17 protein-coding genes are annotated in these 17,609 nt (G+C 41.2%); 8 read left to right on the top strand and 9 right to left on the bottom strand.

Annotation, left to right across the window (positions count from 1 at the left end; all coding sequences use genetic code 11):
• Nucleotides 1-10 precede the first annotated feature (10 nt).
• Together UYK_RS0123670 and UYK_RS0123665 are read left to right on the top strand one after the other, a co-directional pair.
• On the top strand, nucleotides 11-193 hold the full coding sequence (locus tag UYK_RS0123670; RefSeq protein WP_016872275.1) for a hypothetical protein: 183 nt from the start codon (nucleotides 11-13) through the stop codon (nucleotides 191-193).
• 92 nt (nucleotides 194-285) lie between these two features.
• Entirely contained in the window at nucleotides 286-831 is a 546-nt protein-coding gene (locus tag UYK_RS0123665) for an FAD-dependent oxidoreductase (protein WP_235182379.1), read from the top strand.
• A gap of 161 nt (nucleotides 832-992) precedes the next feature.
• Here the strand turns inward: UYK_RS0123665 and UYK_RS0123660 are convergent, their stop codons facing one another.
• Nucleotides 993-1,424, bottom strand: coding sequence for a hypothetical protein (locus tag UYK_RS0123660; RefSeq protein ID WP_016872274.1), 432 nt, complete (start codon nucleotides 1,422-1,424; stop codon nucleotides 993-995).
• A gap of 313 nt (nucleotides 1,425-1,737) precedes the next feature.
• On the opposite strand from UYK_RS0123660, the gene psbQ reads away from it, so the two are divergent.
• From psbQ to UYK_RS0123645, 3 genes are all read left to right on the top strand, one after another.
• Nucleotides 1,738-2,205, top strand: coding sequence for a photosystem II protein PsbQ (gene psbQ / locus UYK_RS0123655; RefSeq protein ID WP_009458169.1), 468 nt, complete (start codon nucleotides 1,738-1,740; stop codon nucleotides 2,203-2,205).
• Between the two features lie 106 nt (nucleotides 2,206-2,311).
• Nucleotides 2,312-3,406 carry an NAD(P)/FAD-dependent oxidoreductase gene (locus tag UYK_RS0123650; protein WP_016872273.1) on the top strand — a complete coding sequence of 365 codons (1,095 nt, stop codon included), beginning with the start codon at nucleotides 2,312-2,314 and terminating at the stop codon, nucleotides 3,404-3,406.
• A 115-nt stretch (nucleotides 3,407-3,521) separates the two neighbouring features.
• Complete coding sequence (locus tag UYK_RS0123645) at nucleotides 3,522-4,373, top strand: alpha/beta fold hydrolase (protein ID WP_009458171.1); 852 nt, start codon at nucleotides 3,522-3,524, stop codon at nucleotides 4,371-4,373.
• A gap of 102 nt (nucleotides 4,374-4,475) precedes the next feature.
• Here UYK_RS0123645 and UYK_RS0123640 read toward each other — a convergent pair whose 3' ends face one another.
• The 4 genes from UYK_RS0123640 to UYK_RS0123625 all read right to left on the bottom strand — a co-directional run bounded on the left by UYK_RS0123640 (nucleotide 4,476) and on the right by UYK_RS0123625 (nucleotide 6,850).
• A complete protein-coding gene (locus UYK_RS0123640) occupies nucleotides 4,476-5,594 on the bottom strand; it encodes an ABC transporter ATP-binding protein (protein WP_009458172.1) in 1,119 nt (372 codons plus the stop codon).
• 73 nt (nucleotides 5,595-5,667) lie between these two features.
• Nucleotides 5,668-5,892, bottom strand: a complete 225-nt coding sequence (locus UYK_RS0123635; protein ID WP_009458173.1) for a type II toxin-antitoxin system HicA family toxin — start codon at nucleotides 5,890-5,892, stop codon at nucleotides 5,668-5,670.
• Nucleotides 5,892-6,110 (bottom strand): type II toxin-antitoxin system HicB family antitoxin, encoded by a 219-nt coding sequence (locus tag UYK_RS0123630; protein ID WP_009458174.1) that lies wholly within the window; start codon nucleotides 6,108-6,110, stop codon nucleotides 5,892-5,894. The genes UYK_RS0123635 and UYK_RS0123630 overlap by 1 nt, the downstream gene beginning before the upstream one ends.
• 26 nt (nucleotides 6,111-6,136) lie before the next feature.
• Complete coding sequence (locus tag UYK_RS0123625) at nucleotides 6,137-6,850, bottom strand: GUN4 domain-containing protein (protein ID WP_009458175.1); 714 nt, start codon at nucleotides 6,848-6,850, stop codon at nucleotides 6,137-6,139.
• A 365-nt stretch (nucleotides 6,851-7,215) separates the two neighbouring features.
• Here UYK_RS0123625 and UYK_RS0123620 point away from each other — a divergent pair, with 365 nt between their 5' ends.
• Nucleotides 7,216-7,413: a hypothetical protein gene (locus tag UYK_RS0123620; RefSeq protein ID WP_016872272.1), complete on the top strand. Its 198-nt coding sequence runs from the start codon at nucleotides 7,216-7,218 to the stop codon at nucleotides 7,411-7,413.
• 85 nt (nucleotides 7,414-7,498) lie between these two features.
• Complete coding sequence (locus UYK_RS0123615; RefSeq protein WP_009458176.1) at nucleotides 7,499-8,920, top strand: NADP-dependent isocitrate dehydrogenase; 1,422 nt, start codon at nucleotides 7,499-7,501, stop codon at nucleotides 8,918-8,920.
• Nucleotides 8,921-9,137: 217 nt separating this feature from the next.
• Here UYK_RS0123615 and UYK_RS0123610 read toward each other — a convergent pair whose 3' ends face one another.
• The 4 genes from UYK_RS0123610 to UYK_RS0123595 form a co-directional block, all read right to left on the bottom strand.
• Nucleotides 9,138-10,127, bottom strand: coding sequence for a hypothetical protein (locus tag UYK_RS0123610; RefSeq protein WP_009458177.1), 990 nt, complete (start codon nucleotides 10,125-10,127; stop codon nucleotides 9,138-9,140).
• A gap of 499 nt (nucleotides 10,128-10,626) precedes the next feature.
• On the bottom strand, nucleotides 10,627-12,147 hold the full coding sequence (gene trpE, locus UYK_RS0123605; protein WP_009458178.1) for an anthranilate synthase component I: 1,521 nt from the start codon (nucleotides 12,145-12,147) through the stop codon (nucleotides 10,627-10,629).
• Nucleotides 12,148-12,529: 382 nt separating this feature from the next.
• Complete coding sequence (locus UYK_RS0123600) at nucleotides 12,530-12,958, bottom strand: photosystem I reaction center subunit II PsaD (RefSeq protein ID WP_016872271.1); 429 nt, start codon at nucleotides 12,956-12,958, stop codon at nucleotides 12,530-12,532.
• A gap of 126 nt (nucleotides 12,959-13,084) precedes the next feature.
• The gene (locus UYK_RS0123595) at nucleotides 13,085-15,097 is read right to left on the bottom strand and encodes a DICT sensory domain-containing protein (RefSeq protein ID WP_009458180.1); all 2,013 of its coding nucleotides are present in this window, start codon (nucleotides 15,095-15,097) and stop codon (nucleotides 13,085-13,087) included.
• Nucleotides 15,098-16,316: 1,219 nt separating this feature from the next.
• On the opposite strand from UYK_RS0123595, the gene UYK_RS0123590 reads away from it, so the two are divergent.
• Nucleotides 16,317-17,348 (top strand): glycosyltransferase family 4 protein, encoded by a 1,032-nt coding sequence (locus UYK_RS0123590; protein WP_016872270.1) that lies wholly within the window; start codon nucleotides 16,317-16,319, stop codon nucleotides 17,346-17,348.
• Nucleotides 17,349-17,609 lie beyond the last annotated feature (261 nt).

The following is a 17,609-nucleotide window of genomic DNA, read 5'->3' as shown; positions in this document are numbered from 1 at the left end:
TACAGTAGCTATGACTGAGTTACTTGAACAAGCGATCACCAAGTTAAAAACACTTCCTGCCAGTGAACAGGATGCGATCGCGGCCATGATTTTCGCAGAACTCGAAGATGAAGTGCGATGGGATGCGACCTTTGCCAAGTCTCAAGATGCTCTCGCTAAACTAGCAGCCGAAGCAATGGCTGAGCATCATTAGTAGAGATGGGTAGCGCGCTCGCATTGCTGTTATAGTTTACTCGCAAATTCTCAGTAAGATAAAAACTGAGACGCAATAATACAAACAAAATTATGTCTAGGCTCATGGAGGCAAAGCAGAAAACTCGCAATGGCAATCATGCTATTGTCATTGGCAGTGGGATGGCCGGACTGTTGAGTGCAAGAATTTTAACTGAACACTTTGAACGTATCACCGTAGTAGAACGCGATCGCTTACCACAACAGCCAGAAATACGTCAGGGAGTTCCCCAAGCAAATCACGTCCATGCATTGCTGACTCAAGGGTATCGCATTCTAGAAGAGTGGTTTCCTGGGATTGAGGAAAAACTCATTGCAGCAGGTGCGCCTTGTGTAAACTGGGCAATGGAATCATGTTTTTTTCATGCATGGGGTTGTGCAAAGCGTAGTTCCTCAGACTTAATTACTCGTACTTGCAGTCGTCCTTTTCTAGAGTGGGTAGTTCGTGGTTATCTGAGTAGCGATCGCCAGGTGGAATTTTTATCAGCAACTCAGGTAAAAGGTTTACTGACTGATGCGAGTAATTCCAGGGTGACAGGAATAAAGATTTTCGTTGGGAAACTACCGAAGGTGGAAAACCAAACCAAATTACCCGATTGATGCACCAATATATATATGGATAGATTATTACAACTTTCGGTCAGTGACCCTAATATTTACCGGAGTTTTTTGGAAGTTATGCACATGACTAAGCAGCCAGCATCACTGTTTGCGCCAAATCTTTTACTACGAGTGTTAAAAAATATTGGCACAAACTCAAATTAGATATCACTCGGTTTGTTAAACAACTCCAAAATCTGCCTACAAAACTGCTTTAGCTTTTCGCTGATATCTTCTGAAGGCTGGGTTGCGCCTACAAAATTCCAATTTTCTATGGTCGACAGTCGCCACTGTTCACCCAAGTGGCTAAATCCTGCTACTTCCACACCAATTGCACGACGTAAGCTGCTTACAGGATCTTGGTAAAAACGGATCTGAATCAAGATACTGCGGCTACGCCATGATTTGCTTACCCCAGGAAAGTGAAAGCCGATATCTATGGAATCTGGATCGATTAACTGTCTGGTTTCTGGATCATTTGTCCACGGTTTGAGATCAGATCTAGCGTCAGGGAAGTGAAATTTAAATAAATTAACAGCTGTAGCAATCTTGCTGGCGAATTCTAAGTTAGTTCCCATTTCAGCTGCGTTCACGAAAACACTCTCCCCAATTTGTGTTTACTAATGGACGATGCCACGAAATTAAAACCGCCAGAAGGCTCTGTGATATGGAGTTTCAGCCTATCAATATCTTGATATTTTTGGCAAATTTCCCGTTAGGTTTTCCTAACAGTATTTAATTTATATTAGACTTATATTGTGGTCTAGAGTACTTATTTTAAGTAATTATACTCAAAATATCAAGACAAAAAAAGAATTTCGCCAAAATACCTTGCTAATCAGAACAAGATGTTACGCGCTCCGATCTAAAATGACACTGTTAATCGGTAACACATAAGCTTAGTTTATGGCGCGTCAACGCTCACTCTTGTCACTAGTCCTGGTTCTTTTAGCAACGTTTCTGATCAGCTGTGGTGGTCCTACTGTGGCTACAGCACCTCCAACTTACACTCCTGCACAGATCGAGAAAATTCAGGGATACCTGCCTAAAATCGAAGCTGTGCGCAATCGCTCTGACGAACTTAAAGAGTTGATCCAAGATAACAATTGGGTAAATGTTGGTAACTTTATCCACGGTCCTATGGCAGAAGCAAGGCTAAACATGACTTACATCATTCCTAACCTCCTACCTCAAGATCAACCAAAAGCGCGTCAAGTGGCGCGAGAAATGTTTAACCATCTGGTTCAAATCGACCAAGCCACTGAATCTGCCAATTCTCTCAAAGCTTTGAGTAATACCAAAGCTGCATTTGCAGATATTGACAATTTTCTGAATTTGCTACCAGAAGCTAGCACTTCAGCAGAAGCTGGTTAGGCGTAATCAGTTATCAGTTATCAGTTGTCAGTTATCAAACTAAATTGCTTACTGATAACTGTTAACTGTTAATTGATAACACTTCCCTTGTCTATTCTTAAAAACTATGAATGTTGTTATTATCGGTTGTGGTGCAGTTGGAGCTGCGATCGCCTATGAACTTAGTCTGGTCAAAGGGCTAAATATTACAGTTTTCGATAAACAACCACCCGCACAAGCTTCGACAGGGGCGGCGTTGGGTGTGTTAATGGGTATCATCAGTCATAAGATTAAAGGAAAAGCTTGGCGGCTGCGTCAAACTAGCATTCAACGCTACGAAAGCCTAATTCCAGAACTAGAGGAACTTACAAATTGCAAGATTCCTTTTAACCGTCAAGGAATTCTCATGCTGTTGACAGGGAATGCAGATGCTTCTGTAGCAGATCAAGAAATCTCACACTGGGAAAAACTAACCGAAATTCGCCACAATCAAGGATACCAGCTAGAGATTTGGGATACTACTAAACTACAAAATCTCTGTCCCCAGGTAAAAGATCAAAATATTATTAGTGCTATCTACTCTCCTCAAGATCGTCAACTAGATCCGACAGCGCTGACATTGGCTTTAGTTACAGCTGCCCAAAAGAACGGTGTAACTTTTAAATTTGATGTCAATGTTTTAGGCATAACACCACGCCAGCAATTAGAAACAACAGAAGGGGAAATAGCAGCAGATTGGTTTGTAATTGCTGCTGGACTTGGTTCATCACCATTAGCAGCACAATTAAACTATCCAGTTGACATTCGTCCTGTATTAGGTCAAGCTTTGCAACTAAGATTAGGATATTCTTTGGGTAATCCCGATTTTCAGCCAGTCATCACCGGTAATGATGTGCATATAGTTCCTGTTGGTAATGGAGATTACTGGGTAGGTGCAACGGTTGAGTTTCCCACAAATGGTAGTCATGAGATAGCGCCCGACACAGAATTGCTTGAGTCTGTAAGACAACAAGCGATCGCCTTTTGTCCTGATTTAGCAAACGCCACCACTATCCGCACTTGGTCTGGGTTGCGTCCCCGCCCCGAAGGACGCCCCGCCCCTATCATCGAGAAATTATCAGGCTTTAGTAACGTCCTGCTTGCTACCGGACACTATCGTAATGGCATTTTACTTGCACCCGCCACTGCTGACGCGATTCGTGAGATGATTATCTCTAATTAGAAAAAAGCAGGTTTGTAGTAAGGACTTTAGTCCTTAAATATTTAAGCGCTGAAGCGCTTACTACAGACCTATTTATTCCTATTTATTTTATTAACGCCCTTGCATTTTTCATAAAATGTCCATAACAGAACATAAAATAACCGTAGATTCACAACAATGGTTTTACAGATTAGCAGAACCAATTGGTAGAACTGATTTATTACCAATTTTATTGCTACATGGTTTAGTCTCGCAGAGTTACAGTTGGCGTAAAATTTTACCTGCATTAGCACAACAAGGAACAAAAGCGATCGCACCAGATTGGATTGGTTTTGGCTTTTCCTCTAAACCTGAAAAAAGAGATTTTGCTTATACTCCCGATGCATTTATTACAGCTTTAGAAAGATTTATTCAAGCGTTAGAATTAGAACGTTTTTCTTTAGTTGTACAAGGTTTTTTAGGTTCTGTCGGGCTGCAATATGCCTTGCGTCATCCAGAACAAATTGCCAATATTGTCATACTGAACACACCAATTTCTAGTACTGCTAAATTACCTTGGAAAATTCAACAAATGGGTCTACCTTTGGCAGGTGAAATGATGACCCAAGACCCCCTGTTAGTAGACCGAACTTTAGAAGGTGGTAGCCGTTACGTCATCCCTGACAAAGATTTAGATGTTTACCGTCAACCATTTTTAAAAACATCTGCGGCTGGACGCGCCCTTCTATCAACAATTCGCAATTTACAACTAGCAAAAGCCATGTCTGAAATCGAAACTGGTTTCAAACATTGGCAACAACCAATATTAATTCAATGGGGAGTAATCGATCCTTGGTTGAATCTAGATATGGCAGAAAACTTTGCTAAATCTGTACCAAATGGAAAACTAGTCAAATTAAATAATGTTGGGCATTATCCACAAGAGCATTACCACGAAACTATTTTGGAAGATTTGTTACCCTTTGTGCGTCGTGCTGAATCTAGTTGACATTAAATAAAAGCACAACTAGCAGTACCAAAAACAGAATAACAATTCCAAAGGGCGATCACATCCAAGCAGCAACACCCTTACCGACCTACTTATATCAAATCAATCAGCCACAGGTGGATACAAGCGATCGCCAGTAGCAGTATCAAACACAAATAACTTACTCAAATCAACATCCAACACCAAACGATCACCTGGACGGGGGCGCACATCCGCACCCGCCTGCACATTCACCACTACCCCCGAACCAGGTAAAACCGCACGAATCAAAGTCTCCCTTCCCAGAGGTTCCACCACCTTCACCTCCACCACCAACTCTGCGAATTCTCCTTCGCGTCCTTCGCGCCTTCGCGGTTCATTAATACTAATACTCTCCGGTCTCACACCCAAATCAAACCCCTGTCCCTCCCGCAGATGCAACTTCCCCTGCATATCTCCACTCACAGGTAACACCTGCCCATCCACATCAAAACCCCCAGCCACATACTTAGCTGGTAAAATATTCATCGGCGGACTACCCACAAAAGTTGCCACCATCCGATTAGCAGGTTTAGCATAAATTTCTTGCGGTTCCCCAATCTGCTGAATTCTGCCGCGATTCAGCACCACAATCTGATCCGCTAAAGTCATCGCCTCGACTTGATCATGAGTCACATATACCGTAGTAATACCCAAGTTTAAGTGTAACTCTTTTAACTCCGCTCGCGTATCATCTCTTAATTGGGCATCTAAATTCGATAAAGGTTCATCTAATAAAAATACCTGTGGTTGACGGGCGATCGCTCTTCCCAATGCTACCCGTTGCTGCTGTCCCCCGGAAAGTTGTTTGGGTTTGCGTTCCAACAAGTGTTCCAACGCCAGCGATCGCGCCACCGTCATCACCCTTTCTTGCACAACCTTAGGGTCAACTTTGCGCATCCGTAACCCAAAGGCAATATTTTCTGCTACTGTCATGTGCGGGTACAGGGCATAATTCTGGAACACCATCGCCACATCTCGTTGTCTGGCGGGGACATTATTCATCAGCTTATCCCCAATGTAAAGTTTGCCAGAGGTGGCAGTTTCCAAACCAGCGATCGTTCGTAAAATTGTAGACTTACCACAACCCGAAGGCCCTACCAAAACCCAAAATTCCCCATCAGGAATATTAAAGGTAATATCCTCTATGGCAGTGACATTGTTGAATTTACGCTTAATGCTTTCGAGACTAACGCTAGCCATTGTTCGGTTGTGGAATTGAATTCTTGAATGAATCTGGCGAGGTGCGATCGCATTTTAACGTGAAAACTCTACATTACAGCAATGAGATAAACTCCTCCTTGGTAAGTTCAGCATCCCGCAATATCTTAAGTAGCAATCCCTTACCAATAGTTTTACCACTATGTACAGGTATCGTGACCACCCGCCCATCTTCATGTTGCATTCGCACATGACTTCCTTTTTGACGTACAACCTGAAAATTTACTTTTTCAAGGGCATTGATCACCGCATCACCTGTTATGGCTGGTAGTTTTGGCATCAAATGACTACCTTTTGAATACCTACAAACTCTGGCAGATTTACATCAGTCTCTTCTTCCAAACACAGTTCAATTACTTCTTTAATATTGCTCATTAACTCATCAATTGTTTCTCCTTGACTATAACAAGCTTTTAATTGTGGAACTTCGCCTACATAATATCCATCTTCATCTCGTTCAATAACTACGTAGAATTCTCGCTTATTACTATCTAACATTGTCTTATTTCTCCTTTTGTCTTGTGTTAACCCCAAGCCGGATGAGCAAATATAGACGCAATCACTCGCACTCCTCGCAGTTGATTAGAAAGGGGTAAATGACCTCTAGGGGCGCTTAAATCCCAGGTAAATTCTTGGGGGTAACGTGTCCAGTTTTTACCTTTTTTCCAACCAATTTTTACCCAGAGGTTATCCCAATTTTTACCCAAACCTAACCAAATTTCTCGCTGTATCGAATAACCAAATTTACCTTCGGAGTGGACTAACCACAACTTGTTAATAGTTTGTAAATCTGTAACTGGAAAATTTTCTACTTCGGTAAAGTAAAGCCACTTACGCTTAACAGCCTCTGCACCCGCAATTTCACATAATTTTTGCAGAGTCATGCGGTCAGCAGTCTGGAAATCTTGAGTTGCCAACAGATGTTGCAAGGAACTGTAATCAATGCCGCAGTCTGATTTTAAAGGTACAATACCCTGGGGAAAATGGGTTTGGAGAAATTCTTTAATTTGAGGCGAATCAGAGTTATACAGCACTTGGTAAGCTTTACCATCAACCCAAGTTGCGGGAGTGTCACGACGTTCCATTAAAAATTCCATCAGGACATCAAATCCGTTGTTACCAAGGTTAGCTAGCTGCGGGATCGTTTGTTGTTGGACTTGCAATGACCCAGCAATTAACTGGCCGCGTAAGGATTCAATGTCAGAAGATGTGCCTGATACAATCATTGGGTCTGTCATGCCATTACTCAGAAAGTGCGATCGGTGAACAAGTGTTAGCTAGAAAATTTTGTGGATGGGAAAGCATAGTAGCGTAGAGTAGTTTACAGGAAATTGCTCCCAAAGCCTACTCATTATATACCTGTATTATCATTCGATATGTTAGTTGCTGTGGTACCTAACGACATGATCAACTGTCGCAAAATATCCGTTTTAGTTCTGCCTACAGCTTGACAGTGGAATTCTAACATTATGAACTCTTAGTCAGTCACACTGATAGTAATCTCTGTTTCATTCTTCAGTTGCTGGCTGTTTGCTGTATATTTTCAGGGTATACTAATTACGCTTCGAGGCGATAAGATAGCATCGAAACAGAGGATAAGGGATTGGGAATTGGAGCATTGGGAAGAGACCTGTTAAATAATTCTCCCTTGTCTGGCTTGTCTTGCTTACAGTCTCTAGTCGCCAGTCCCCCCAATCCGTTAAACTCCTCTGGAGAGGGGAAAACTCTGCCTACTGGCTTGATCAATAACAAAGCACAGCAAAATCTGTTCTTGCTGTTTGTTGTTCGTTATTTGGAATAATTATCTAGCAACAAACAACAATCAACAACCAACCACCAACAACTACAGCAGCTGTTGTCGCTGCGTCACAATCAGGAGTGTGTGAATGTACGAAAAAATTACTCCCCCCTCAACCGGAGAAAAAATCACTTTCAACAATGGTGAACCAACTGTTCCTGACAATCCGATTATCCCCTTCATTCGCGGCGACGGTACTGGTATTGATATCTGGCCTGCTGCCCAAAAGGTCTTTGATGCTGCTGTAGATGTAGCATACACAGGCAAACGGAAAATTAGCTGGTTTAAGATATATGCTGGGGATGAAGCTTGTGAATTATACGGAACATATCAGTATTTACCCCAGGATACCCTGACAGCAATCCAAGAATATGGCGTGGCAATAAAAGGGCCCTTGACCACACCTGTAGGCGGTGGAATTCGTTCGCTCAATGTCGCTTTACGGCAAATTTTTGACTTGTATGCTTGCGTGCGCCCTTGTCGGTACTACGCAGGTACGCCTTCTCCCCACAAAAATCCAGAAAAACTCGATGTGATTGTTTATCGGGAAAATACCGAAGATATTTATTTGGGGATTGAGTGGCGACAAGGTAGCGAAATCGGCGATCGCTTAATTAAGTATCTCAACACAGAACTCATCCCTGCCACACCAGAACACGGCAAAAAACAAATTCCCCTCGACTCTGGGATCGGCATTAAACCAATCAGTAAAACTGGTTCCCAGCGCTTAGTACGACGTGCCATCAAACACGCCCTGCAACTACCCAAACACAAACAAATGGTGACTTTGGTGCATAAGGGCAACATCATGAAATACACCGAAGGCGCTTTCCGTGATTGGGGTTACGAACTGGCTACTAGTGAGTTTCGACAGCAGTGCATTACAGAAAGGGAATCTTGGATTTTAAGTAACAAAGAAAAAAACCCCAACATCACGACCCAAGAAAACGCCCGAATGGTTGATCCTGGATTTGATGCTTTAACCACAGAGAAACAAGCCCAAATTGTCAAGGAAGTAGAAACAGTTCTTAACTCAATTTGGGATACTCACGGCAATGGTAAATGGCAAGACAAAGTGATGGTTAATGACCGCATCGCTGACAGTATTTTCCAACAAATTCAAACTCGACCAGACGAATATTCGATTCTGGCGACAATGAATTTGAATGGCGATTATTTGTCTGATGCAGCAGCAGCCATTGTCGGTGGACTAGGAATGGGCCCAGGGGCAAATATTGGCGATGAATGCGCGATTTTTGAAGCTACCCACGGTACTGCACCCAAACACGCTGGCTTGGATCGCATCAATCCTGGTTCGGTGATTTTGTCTGGTGTGATGATGCTGGAGTATTTAGGATGGCAAGAAGCAGCAGACTTGATCAAAAAAGGTATTGGAGATGCGATCGCTAACCGTGAAGTTACCTACGACTTAGCCCGGTTAATGGAACCACCTGTAGAACCTTTAAAGTGTTCAGAATTTGCGGAAGCGATAATCAAGCATTTTAGTTAAATCTCATCTTCAGTAGACAATTTGACCACCTTGTCATTACCCACATTTTTGTCATAGTCGAAGTTTGCACTCTGGTGTTATCCCGCCCAGAACTGACGTTCTGGGCTAATAGCCTAAGTCCACTTAAGTGGACTGAAATTTTTGTTGAGTCTACTTCAGTAGACTTTAGCTATTAGCCTTGGAATTTATTCCAAGGCTAATAGCTAGGAACTAGGAACTAGGAACGAGCGAAGGCAATTTTGTCGACTGAAAATTCTGTCAGCCTTTTCATCTGTGCATTTTTGAGATCCACATTAAATAGATATTTAGTTTGCTCAGATTTGAGTTTTCCAACTGCATACAGATCGCCTGATGGAGAGAAAGCGAGGCTGAATAAATCGTTTGCTAGGGCTTGTCTGTCAAAAGTCAATGGTGACAATTCGATAATTTTTCCTTTACCAGTAATTATCGATTTATTATCCAGGTCTAACTGTGCTAATTGTGTTATGCCTTCTGAATTCATAGTCGTAAGATAATATTTTCCATCAATCGGCGATTGAGCTAAATTACTATATCGCCGATTTGGGAAAAGTTCTGGTAAAGCTAAATCAGATTCATAAGATACTTTGCCATTTTGTGGATCAACAAGTGCAAATTTAAAAGGAGGCGTACCCCCACTTTCACTGACTATGCAAATAAGTTTGTCATCTTTGGTTCCCACAACACTTTCTATTGTGTTGTTAGTCTTTTTGAATCCCGATATTTTTTTTGATTTAGGCTTCTTATTAGGCTTTTTAATATCGGTAATTAGCAATTTGGTATAGTTACCCTTCCGCGAACTGCCAACAACTACAAAAACAAAACTGCCGTCGGATAGGCTAGTAAATCCAGTTATCCGCTCAGTTGGTTCAGTATATAATGCCTTCTGGGCGCTCTCAGTAACTGTATTTGCATTGTCCACAGCTGTAGACGGAACCTCTGTAGTCGATACTTGTTGAAGAGTTACCACATCTAAAGCTGTCACGTTTATTGCTGGAGTAGTATTAGCTACATCTGTAGATTCTTGGTCTTTTGCTTGCTTTCGACCTTTAGCCGCAACTATTGCTCCGTAGACTATAGTATTTGAATTCTGAGCAACACTTTTATTTGCAAGGTTGATAATCGCTGTGGTCGCAGCACTAGCAAGTACTAACTTTCCAAATTGTCGGCGTCTAATTTTTAATTTCATAATTTATTTATTACCTTGAGTTTGAAAAAATTTTTTATCATCTGAAAGTTGAACAAAGTGTTTTTACACTGTTTGCTAAAAGTTGGCGCATTCAATCAAAATTTTATGAGCGCATTTTCATGCACTTTCATTTAATGAGCAATTACCGTCAACTTCTTCTTTAACCCATCTAATACTAATTTTCAAACATCATTATATTTAGTACATGAGTACTATATTGCCATTTACATCAATTACCCAATCAAACCGAAATGATTTAACCGAGCAAACATTACTAATTACGCTCAACTTCATTTATCCACAGTCCAAAAGTATTTTTTGATTTTCATTGTGGAGTATAAACAGATTAAAAATATAAAGTATAGTAGATGTTAAAGGCTATTGCTTAGTGTTATTCTAACGAACATCTTTATAAAGGATATGATTATGATCACACTGCGGAAGTAAAAAATTATGAAAAACTATGCAACATTCTGTTCTTTTTCCGCATAGATTCAGTTCAACGTAAACAACGTATTGCTTCTAGCAATCCTCTAGCTTTATTTAAAGTCTCTTCGTACTCTTTTTCTGGTTCTGAATCAGCAACTAAACCCGCGCCTGCTTGAACGTTAACTGTATTATGACGTACAACCATTGTCCGAATCGCGATCGCAGAATTTAATTGTCCTTCAAAATCGTAGTATCCATAAACACCAGAATATACACCACGCCGACTAGGTTCTAACTCATTTATGATTTCCATTGCCCGAATTTTGGGTGCGCCGCTAACTGTTCCGGCGGGGAAGCAAGCCTTGAGTAAATCCCATGCTGTCTTACCAGGCGCTAATTTACCCACTACATTGCTGACAATGTGCATAACATGGGAGTAGCGTTCAATTACCATTAACTCGTCAACTTTCACCGTACCACTTTGGCACACCCGCCCCAAATCATTACGCCCCAAGTCGACAAGCATGACGTGTTCAGCTATTTCTTTGGGGTCTTTGAGTAAATCATCTGCTAAAGCCATATCTTCTTGGGTAGTTTTACCCCGTGGGCGAGTACCAGCAATGGGACGCACTGTAGCCAGTAAATCCCCTTGTGGATCACGTTCGGCTTTTACCATCACTTCGGGACTCGAACCAATAATCTGCCAATCCTGGAAGTTGAAAAACGCCATGTAAGGAGAAGGATTAATTTGACGCAGGGAACGATACAAAGCAAAAGGATCACCAGTGTATTCTGTCGATAAGCGCTGGGAAATTACAACTTGGAAGATATCGCCGGCTTTGATGTATTCTTTTGCCTTTTTAACGCTGCTACAAAATTCCTCACGAGTAAAATTACTTTTGTACTCCTCTACTCCTACTGCTCCCACTCTCTGATTTGCTGGGGGTTTCCATTCCAGTAAAGTATTTTGCGGTGATAAAGGCAAAGATAACTTGTTGACCATTTGAGTGACACGACTACAAGCCTTTTCATAGGCTGTCTGGAAATCCACGTTTGGATCACGCAAATCCGCGTAAGCCACAGCCCAAATTTTCCGCTTGACTTGATCAAAAATTAATAGATGATCTACCTGCATCCAAACACCATCAGGAATATTACGGTCGTCTTGTGGATGAATTGGTACACGTGGCTCGATCCAATTAATTAATTCATAACCCCAAAACCCAAATAGACCTCCAATTCCCGGTGGTAGCTGGGGTAATTTAACTGGATAAAAAGGTTCTAAACATGTGGCTAAGGCTGCAAATGGATCACCTGTAAATACGACCTGAGAACCATCACGGTGCATTTGAGTGGTCTTATCGCCTCTTGCTTCTAAAATCCATAACGGGTCACAACCTAAAAAACTATAACGCCCGATTTTTTCTCCACCTTCGACCGATTCCAGCAAAAAACTATAAGGTTGTCCAGCACAAACTTTATACCAAGCAGAAACTGGTGTATCTAGGTCTGCAACCCATTCTTGATAAACCGGGACAAAGTTACCATTTTTAGCTAGTTCGGAAAACTGAGAAAAATCAGGGAAAATCATATAAATAATCAAATAAAGGGAACGGGGAACAGGGTGTGATTATGCCCTGTTTTCATAGCAATTCTGTGTAGTTAATTTTGTAATGGTACTTAAATTTGGTAATTTAACACTAAAGCTAGGCTAGAAAATAATACTAACCCCACCAGCTGCTGACCGTAGGGGACGATAGGTTTTATATTTTATACTTCAGGATTTATACTACTTTATTTATTAATTCTTAATTGTTCTGAAAAACAAATAATATTGTATCCGTTTGAATACTTAATATTGTCGCTTAGGCTGGTAATGGACAATGGGTAATTAGTAATGAAAAAACCAATTACCCATTACCCATTAACAATTACCAGCAAAACTAATGAAATCGTGACCTTTCCCTAATTCATTATGAATTAGGAGCGTCGTAGGTAGCTATGCCGCTGAATTTAACTTTAGAAGGACTGGGATTTTGACCGATTCTGCGATCGTTGTACCGTACTTTCTCCCGGCCTTGGTTAACCTTCTCAGGGAAGACACCATCAGCTGGATGAATGTAAACTGTTTCGCCGTTAGGATAAATCCGGTAAATTTTGTAATCTGTGATTTTAAATTTCCGAAGTTGACCACCTAGAGCGATACATTGCTCTTTACGAGCTAAATACAGCAAGTTCTGTCCCTGCCGCATAATAGCAGCGCCTCCAGTAGGCATTTCAAAAACTTGCTCTTTAGGGCTAGTCCAAGTGATAGCGTACTTCTCTTCGACTTCTGCTTTTTTGAGCAAGCCACCAGTACTGCCGCCAAAGATTGGAGTTTGTCCAGAAAGTGTTTCTGCCATAAAGCGTCTCTCAACGTTTTTACGGCATCCTAACACCGCTGATGGGGACATATAGCGATCGTGTAAGGAACTGTAACAGTTTGGTTGGTTGGTGGTTGTTTAGAACTAACAACTAACAATTAACAACTAATAACTGACTCTTGATGGTCTTTTTTCCTGGCTTCCCTCAATAATGGGTATGGTGAAATGAAACTGACTACCCTGGTTTTTACCCTGTGATTCTGCCCAAATTTCACCGCCCCAGCCATTGACAATTTGACGACAGATTGCTAAACCCAAACCAGTACCACCTGTACTGCGTCTTAGCGCTCCCTCTTCTTGATAAAAACGGTCAAAAACTACTTCCAAACGATTGGGTTCTATCCCTCGCCCCGTGTCTGCCACAGTCACCTCAACCATCTTACTGTTGTTGCGAATAGCCTTGATGGTAATTTGTCCATCTGGTGGCGTGAATTTGCAAGCGTTGTCTACAAGTTTTGCTAACACCTCCACCAACCAATCACCATCAGCTCTGACTAAAGGCAGGTTGCTTGCCAATTCTGTTGTGATCTGGGGCAATTTTTCATCGCCTGCTAGGCGAGTGCGAAGACGACTAAGTGCTAGGTCAACACACTCTTGTAAGGTTAATGATTCCGGATGCCATTCTACTCGTCCACTTTCTAAGTTGGAAAGGGTGAGGAAATCTTGAATCAGCTTTCGCATCCGTTCGGAGTCAGAAAGAGCTGTGTTTAGCATCACCTGTCGCAGTTCTAGAGGCATATCCGGTTCTGTGGCAAGACTTTCCAAACACACTTGAATTGTAGACAGAGGTGTCCGCAATTCATGGCCTGTGATCGCAATCAGGTTGCTACGTGTGCGGTCTAGGGCTTCTAATTGCTGGTTGAGTTCTTCTAAGTTGGCGTAAGCTTCGGCTTGAATGAGAGCAGCCCCTATTTGAGTGGCGATCGCTTCTACCAAATCTAATTCCCCAGGATGCCAATCATGGGGAGTTTCACCACAATAGTGCAATTCTACAATGCCCAACAGTCGTCCTTGAAAAAGCACCGGTTCCATCAGCCAAGAGCGAATGGCATATCTCTCTACAATCTGCCACAGTGCTTTCGAGTTAATTACCCGCGAGTCGTTGAGAGTATCGACAACCCGCACGCCTTCACTCTGGATTACTACTTCTTGGAATAGAGGATTGTTTTCTAGGGGCCAAGTTTGTCCCAAAAAAGATGAAACACCAGGACTTAAAAACTCGTGTTCAATGATCGCTTGGGTATCTGTAGCTTGAGCGCGGTAAATTAAACAGCGACAAGCCCCCAAGTTTTGTCCTAGTTCTTGGGCTGCTACTGTGAGAATTTCTTGGGGATTAAGCGATCGCCTAATCGCGGTACTAATTGAATTAACTAGTCTTTCTTTACGTGCTTGGGCAGAGATGGAACGGTAGGCTTTATGCAATTTGTACTGACTCGCTTGCAGATAAGTCACCAAACGTTGCACAAATGGATCGGTGTCAATATCGCAGGCGTATTCACTCGGTAATTGCTCTGCCTTGGAGTTAATCTTACGCCCTCCAATACCAAAACGCTGGCGGGCTTGCTCGATTTTATCTCTTAACTCTGGTCTATAGGCTAAAATCCTCTGCAACAAGAGTTCGGCAGCTTGCAGGCTTACTCCCCGTTCCGCCGTCCAAATTCCTTCAAATCTTCGCGCCGCGTCCATATCCAGACTAGGACTTAATTCTCGTAGTCGAATATTTTTGGCTAAAGAACCAAGACTTTCCCGACAAACTAAACAAGTGGCATAGTTTTGGGCGATGACCACCAAATGCCACTCTTGGCTGAGAGCATCATCTGCCTCAAAAGCTATCTTTTCGTAAAATTCCGAGCTGCTAGTAAAATCAGTTTCTGGCGCAGCTAATACGTATACCTGGTTACTTCGCTGGGCAAGCCGCTGATAACGATGAGCTTCCTGGCGATAAAATCGCTCTCTTTGAAAGCTAGCAATAACCAAGGGCTGCTCGAGAGTAGCAGCTAAAACCTGATCCTCCATCGCATGGGATAAGGCCGTTAGCGAAGCTTTGAAGTATAGTTGGGGCCGCAGGTGGGGTATAGCCTGTAGCAAATCAATCAGCACGGAAGTTGAAATGCTCATGAACGTCCTAAAGAAGCCACAATCTGGACATGATTCACGTCACAGCTGCATTGTACAAATTACAACGGACTTTCCAATCAAGCATTTCGTTGCAATATGTAAAGAATGTTGAACTACTGCTAGCAGACTGACGCCGTAGAGTGGAGACAGAACTCTAAACCATAAATTAGCTGTTTTTTAGCCTATTAGTTTAGTAAGGAAGACACACTCAGATATTCAAGTCTGCTCATATACTGCCCACCTTTGTTATTAACCTCTAGGGTGAAATTTTAATGCTTTTTAAATCTGCTTTTGAGCATCTGCATTTCCACAATATTTAAAAACATTGTTTAGATTGAAACTTTCTGCTTTGCTAGAGCTAACAGCAGTCTATCTTAACTCAAAAATTGTTAATTTTTGTAAACCTTATAACTATATTATTTGACCGCAGTTTAGTCAAAGTAAAGAAATTTGACAAATTTTTCTTGTTTATTTATATCTTGTTAACAAATTTCTCACTTTTGATAGAAGTAATTTCTCTAATTAAATTACTCTTGATCTGATCAACAAACCAGAGGTCGCTAAATAAGTATGTAAATCCAAAAAAAGAAAATCATCTGAAAAATAGCATCAATGTCATAATATTTCGATATTTAATAGATATTTATTTTACAAAAAAACGTATTTTTACTGATTTTTACTTCAATAATTATATTTAGACAATAATTAATTGCTATGATTTCATTACATATACTTTGCAAGTAAAACTCTTGCAAACCATAAATCACACTTTGTAATACTAGTAGATTTTGTGTGTATTTATTTACTTTGTCCCAGCTTATTAAAAAAATAGTTAGTCTTTGTATAGATGTATTTATTATATATAAGTATATTGCTAGTTGTAACTGGTTACTGTAATATAAATTTGTGTTCCAAAATAATACTGTCAAAAAACTTAAAATTATGTAATCAATTCAAATTTGTCTCACGGTGAAGCATTTTAAGTCTGCAATTAGTACTGGTAATAGTAAAAGTCTTGTGGAGAAAAATAGCAGAATACAAATTTTTTAAAAATACAAGAAGCGGTTTAACTTGTTTGTGTCCTCAGGACTAGCAGCATTGAACATAAAGTGTGTTTGTTCTCAAGTTTGTAAAAATTATGTTGGTTTGTTGCGATCGCACTAGCATAATTCACAACTGTGTGGGCAAACATGCTGACATTGACATGTTTAGGTGAAACATGAGAATTGCTCAAATTTCCCCTTTGTGGGAGCGTGTTCCCCCCTTTCGTTACGGCGGTATTGAACTAATTGTGAAGTTGCTGACGGATGAATTAGTTCAACGTGGTCATGATGTGACTTTGTTTGCTTCTGGTGACTCAATTACTAAAGCAAAGCTCCGCTCAGTCCATGACAAAGCTTTACGGCTCGATCCTAGTGTTAAAGAGCCAATTATTTATGAGCAGATGTCCCTGGCTGAAGTTTATGAAAACGCACATCATTTCGACATAATTCACTCCCACGTTGGTTGTTCTGTCCTGCCTTACACCAGTTTTGTCAAAACACCCACGGTTCATACGATGCATGGGATTTTCACGCCCGATAATGAAAAAATGTATCGGCGTTATGCTCAGCAACCCTTCATCAGTATTAGCCAAGCACAGCGAGAACCACGTTTAGGTTTAAACTACATCCACACCGTCTACAACGGCATAGATACAGGCGTTTATGCTTTCAATTCTGAACCTGTACAACCTGCATACCTGGCTTTTGTGGGACGACTTTCTCCAGAAAAAGGGCCAATAGAGGCCATAAAAATCGCCCGTGCGACAGGCCTACCTCTAAAGATGGCTGGTAAGGTTGATGTTGTTGACCAGAAATATTATCAGGAGCAAGTCAAGCCACTGATTGACGGCGAACAAATTCAGTATTTGGGTGAAATTTCCCACGAAGACAAAGTAAAACTTTTAAGTGGTGCGACTGTAACTTTGTTCCCCATTACTTGGCGTGAGCCTTTTGGTCTGGTAATGATTGAGTCAATGGCAACAGGTACACCTGTAATTGGTATGGGTTTAGGCTCAGTACCAGAAGTCATAGCCCACGGCAAAACTGGTTTTGTATGCGATTGTCTGGAACAAATGATAGAAGTCATTCCAGATGCCGTGAAACTAGACCGTCAAACTTGTCGGGAATATGTTGTTAGTCGCTTTAGCGTCGAAACAATGACCGATCAGTATGAAAGGGCTTATGAAATGGTACTCGCTCAAATCTGAGATGAACCAGGAACAATTTTAGTTGTCTGATTCAATTGTGTGGTAGCTCGGAGCTTGTATCAATTTCAGTAAGTTTCAAATTCTGCCCAGAACTCAAGTTCTGGGTTAATAGCTCAACTCTATTAAAATGGAGTGAATTTATAAAGTTATTATTTTTTAATAATTAAAAGCATATTTATAAGAAATATTTATATTTATCGCATTCTATTCATATTGGTGTCATATTAATTCCGGATGAAGAACTTATCCTTAAAGACGGGG

Origin of the sequence: Fischerella thermalis PCC 7521, from assembly GCF_000317225.1 — a bacterium.
Classification (GTDB): Bacteria; Cyanobacteriota; Cyanobacteriia; order Cyanobacteriales; family Nostocaceae; genus Fischerella; species Fischerella thermalis.
Note: the sequence above shows the minus strand (reverse complement) of the source record. Positions and strands in the feature narration are given on the sequence as shown.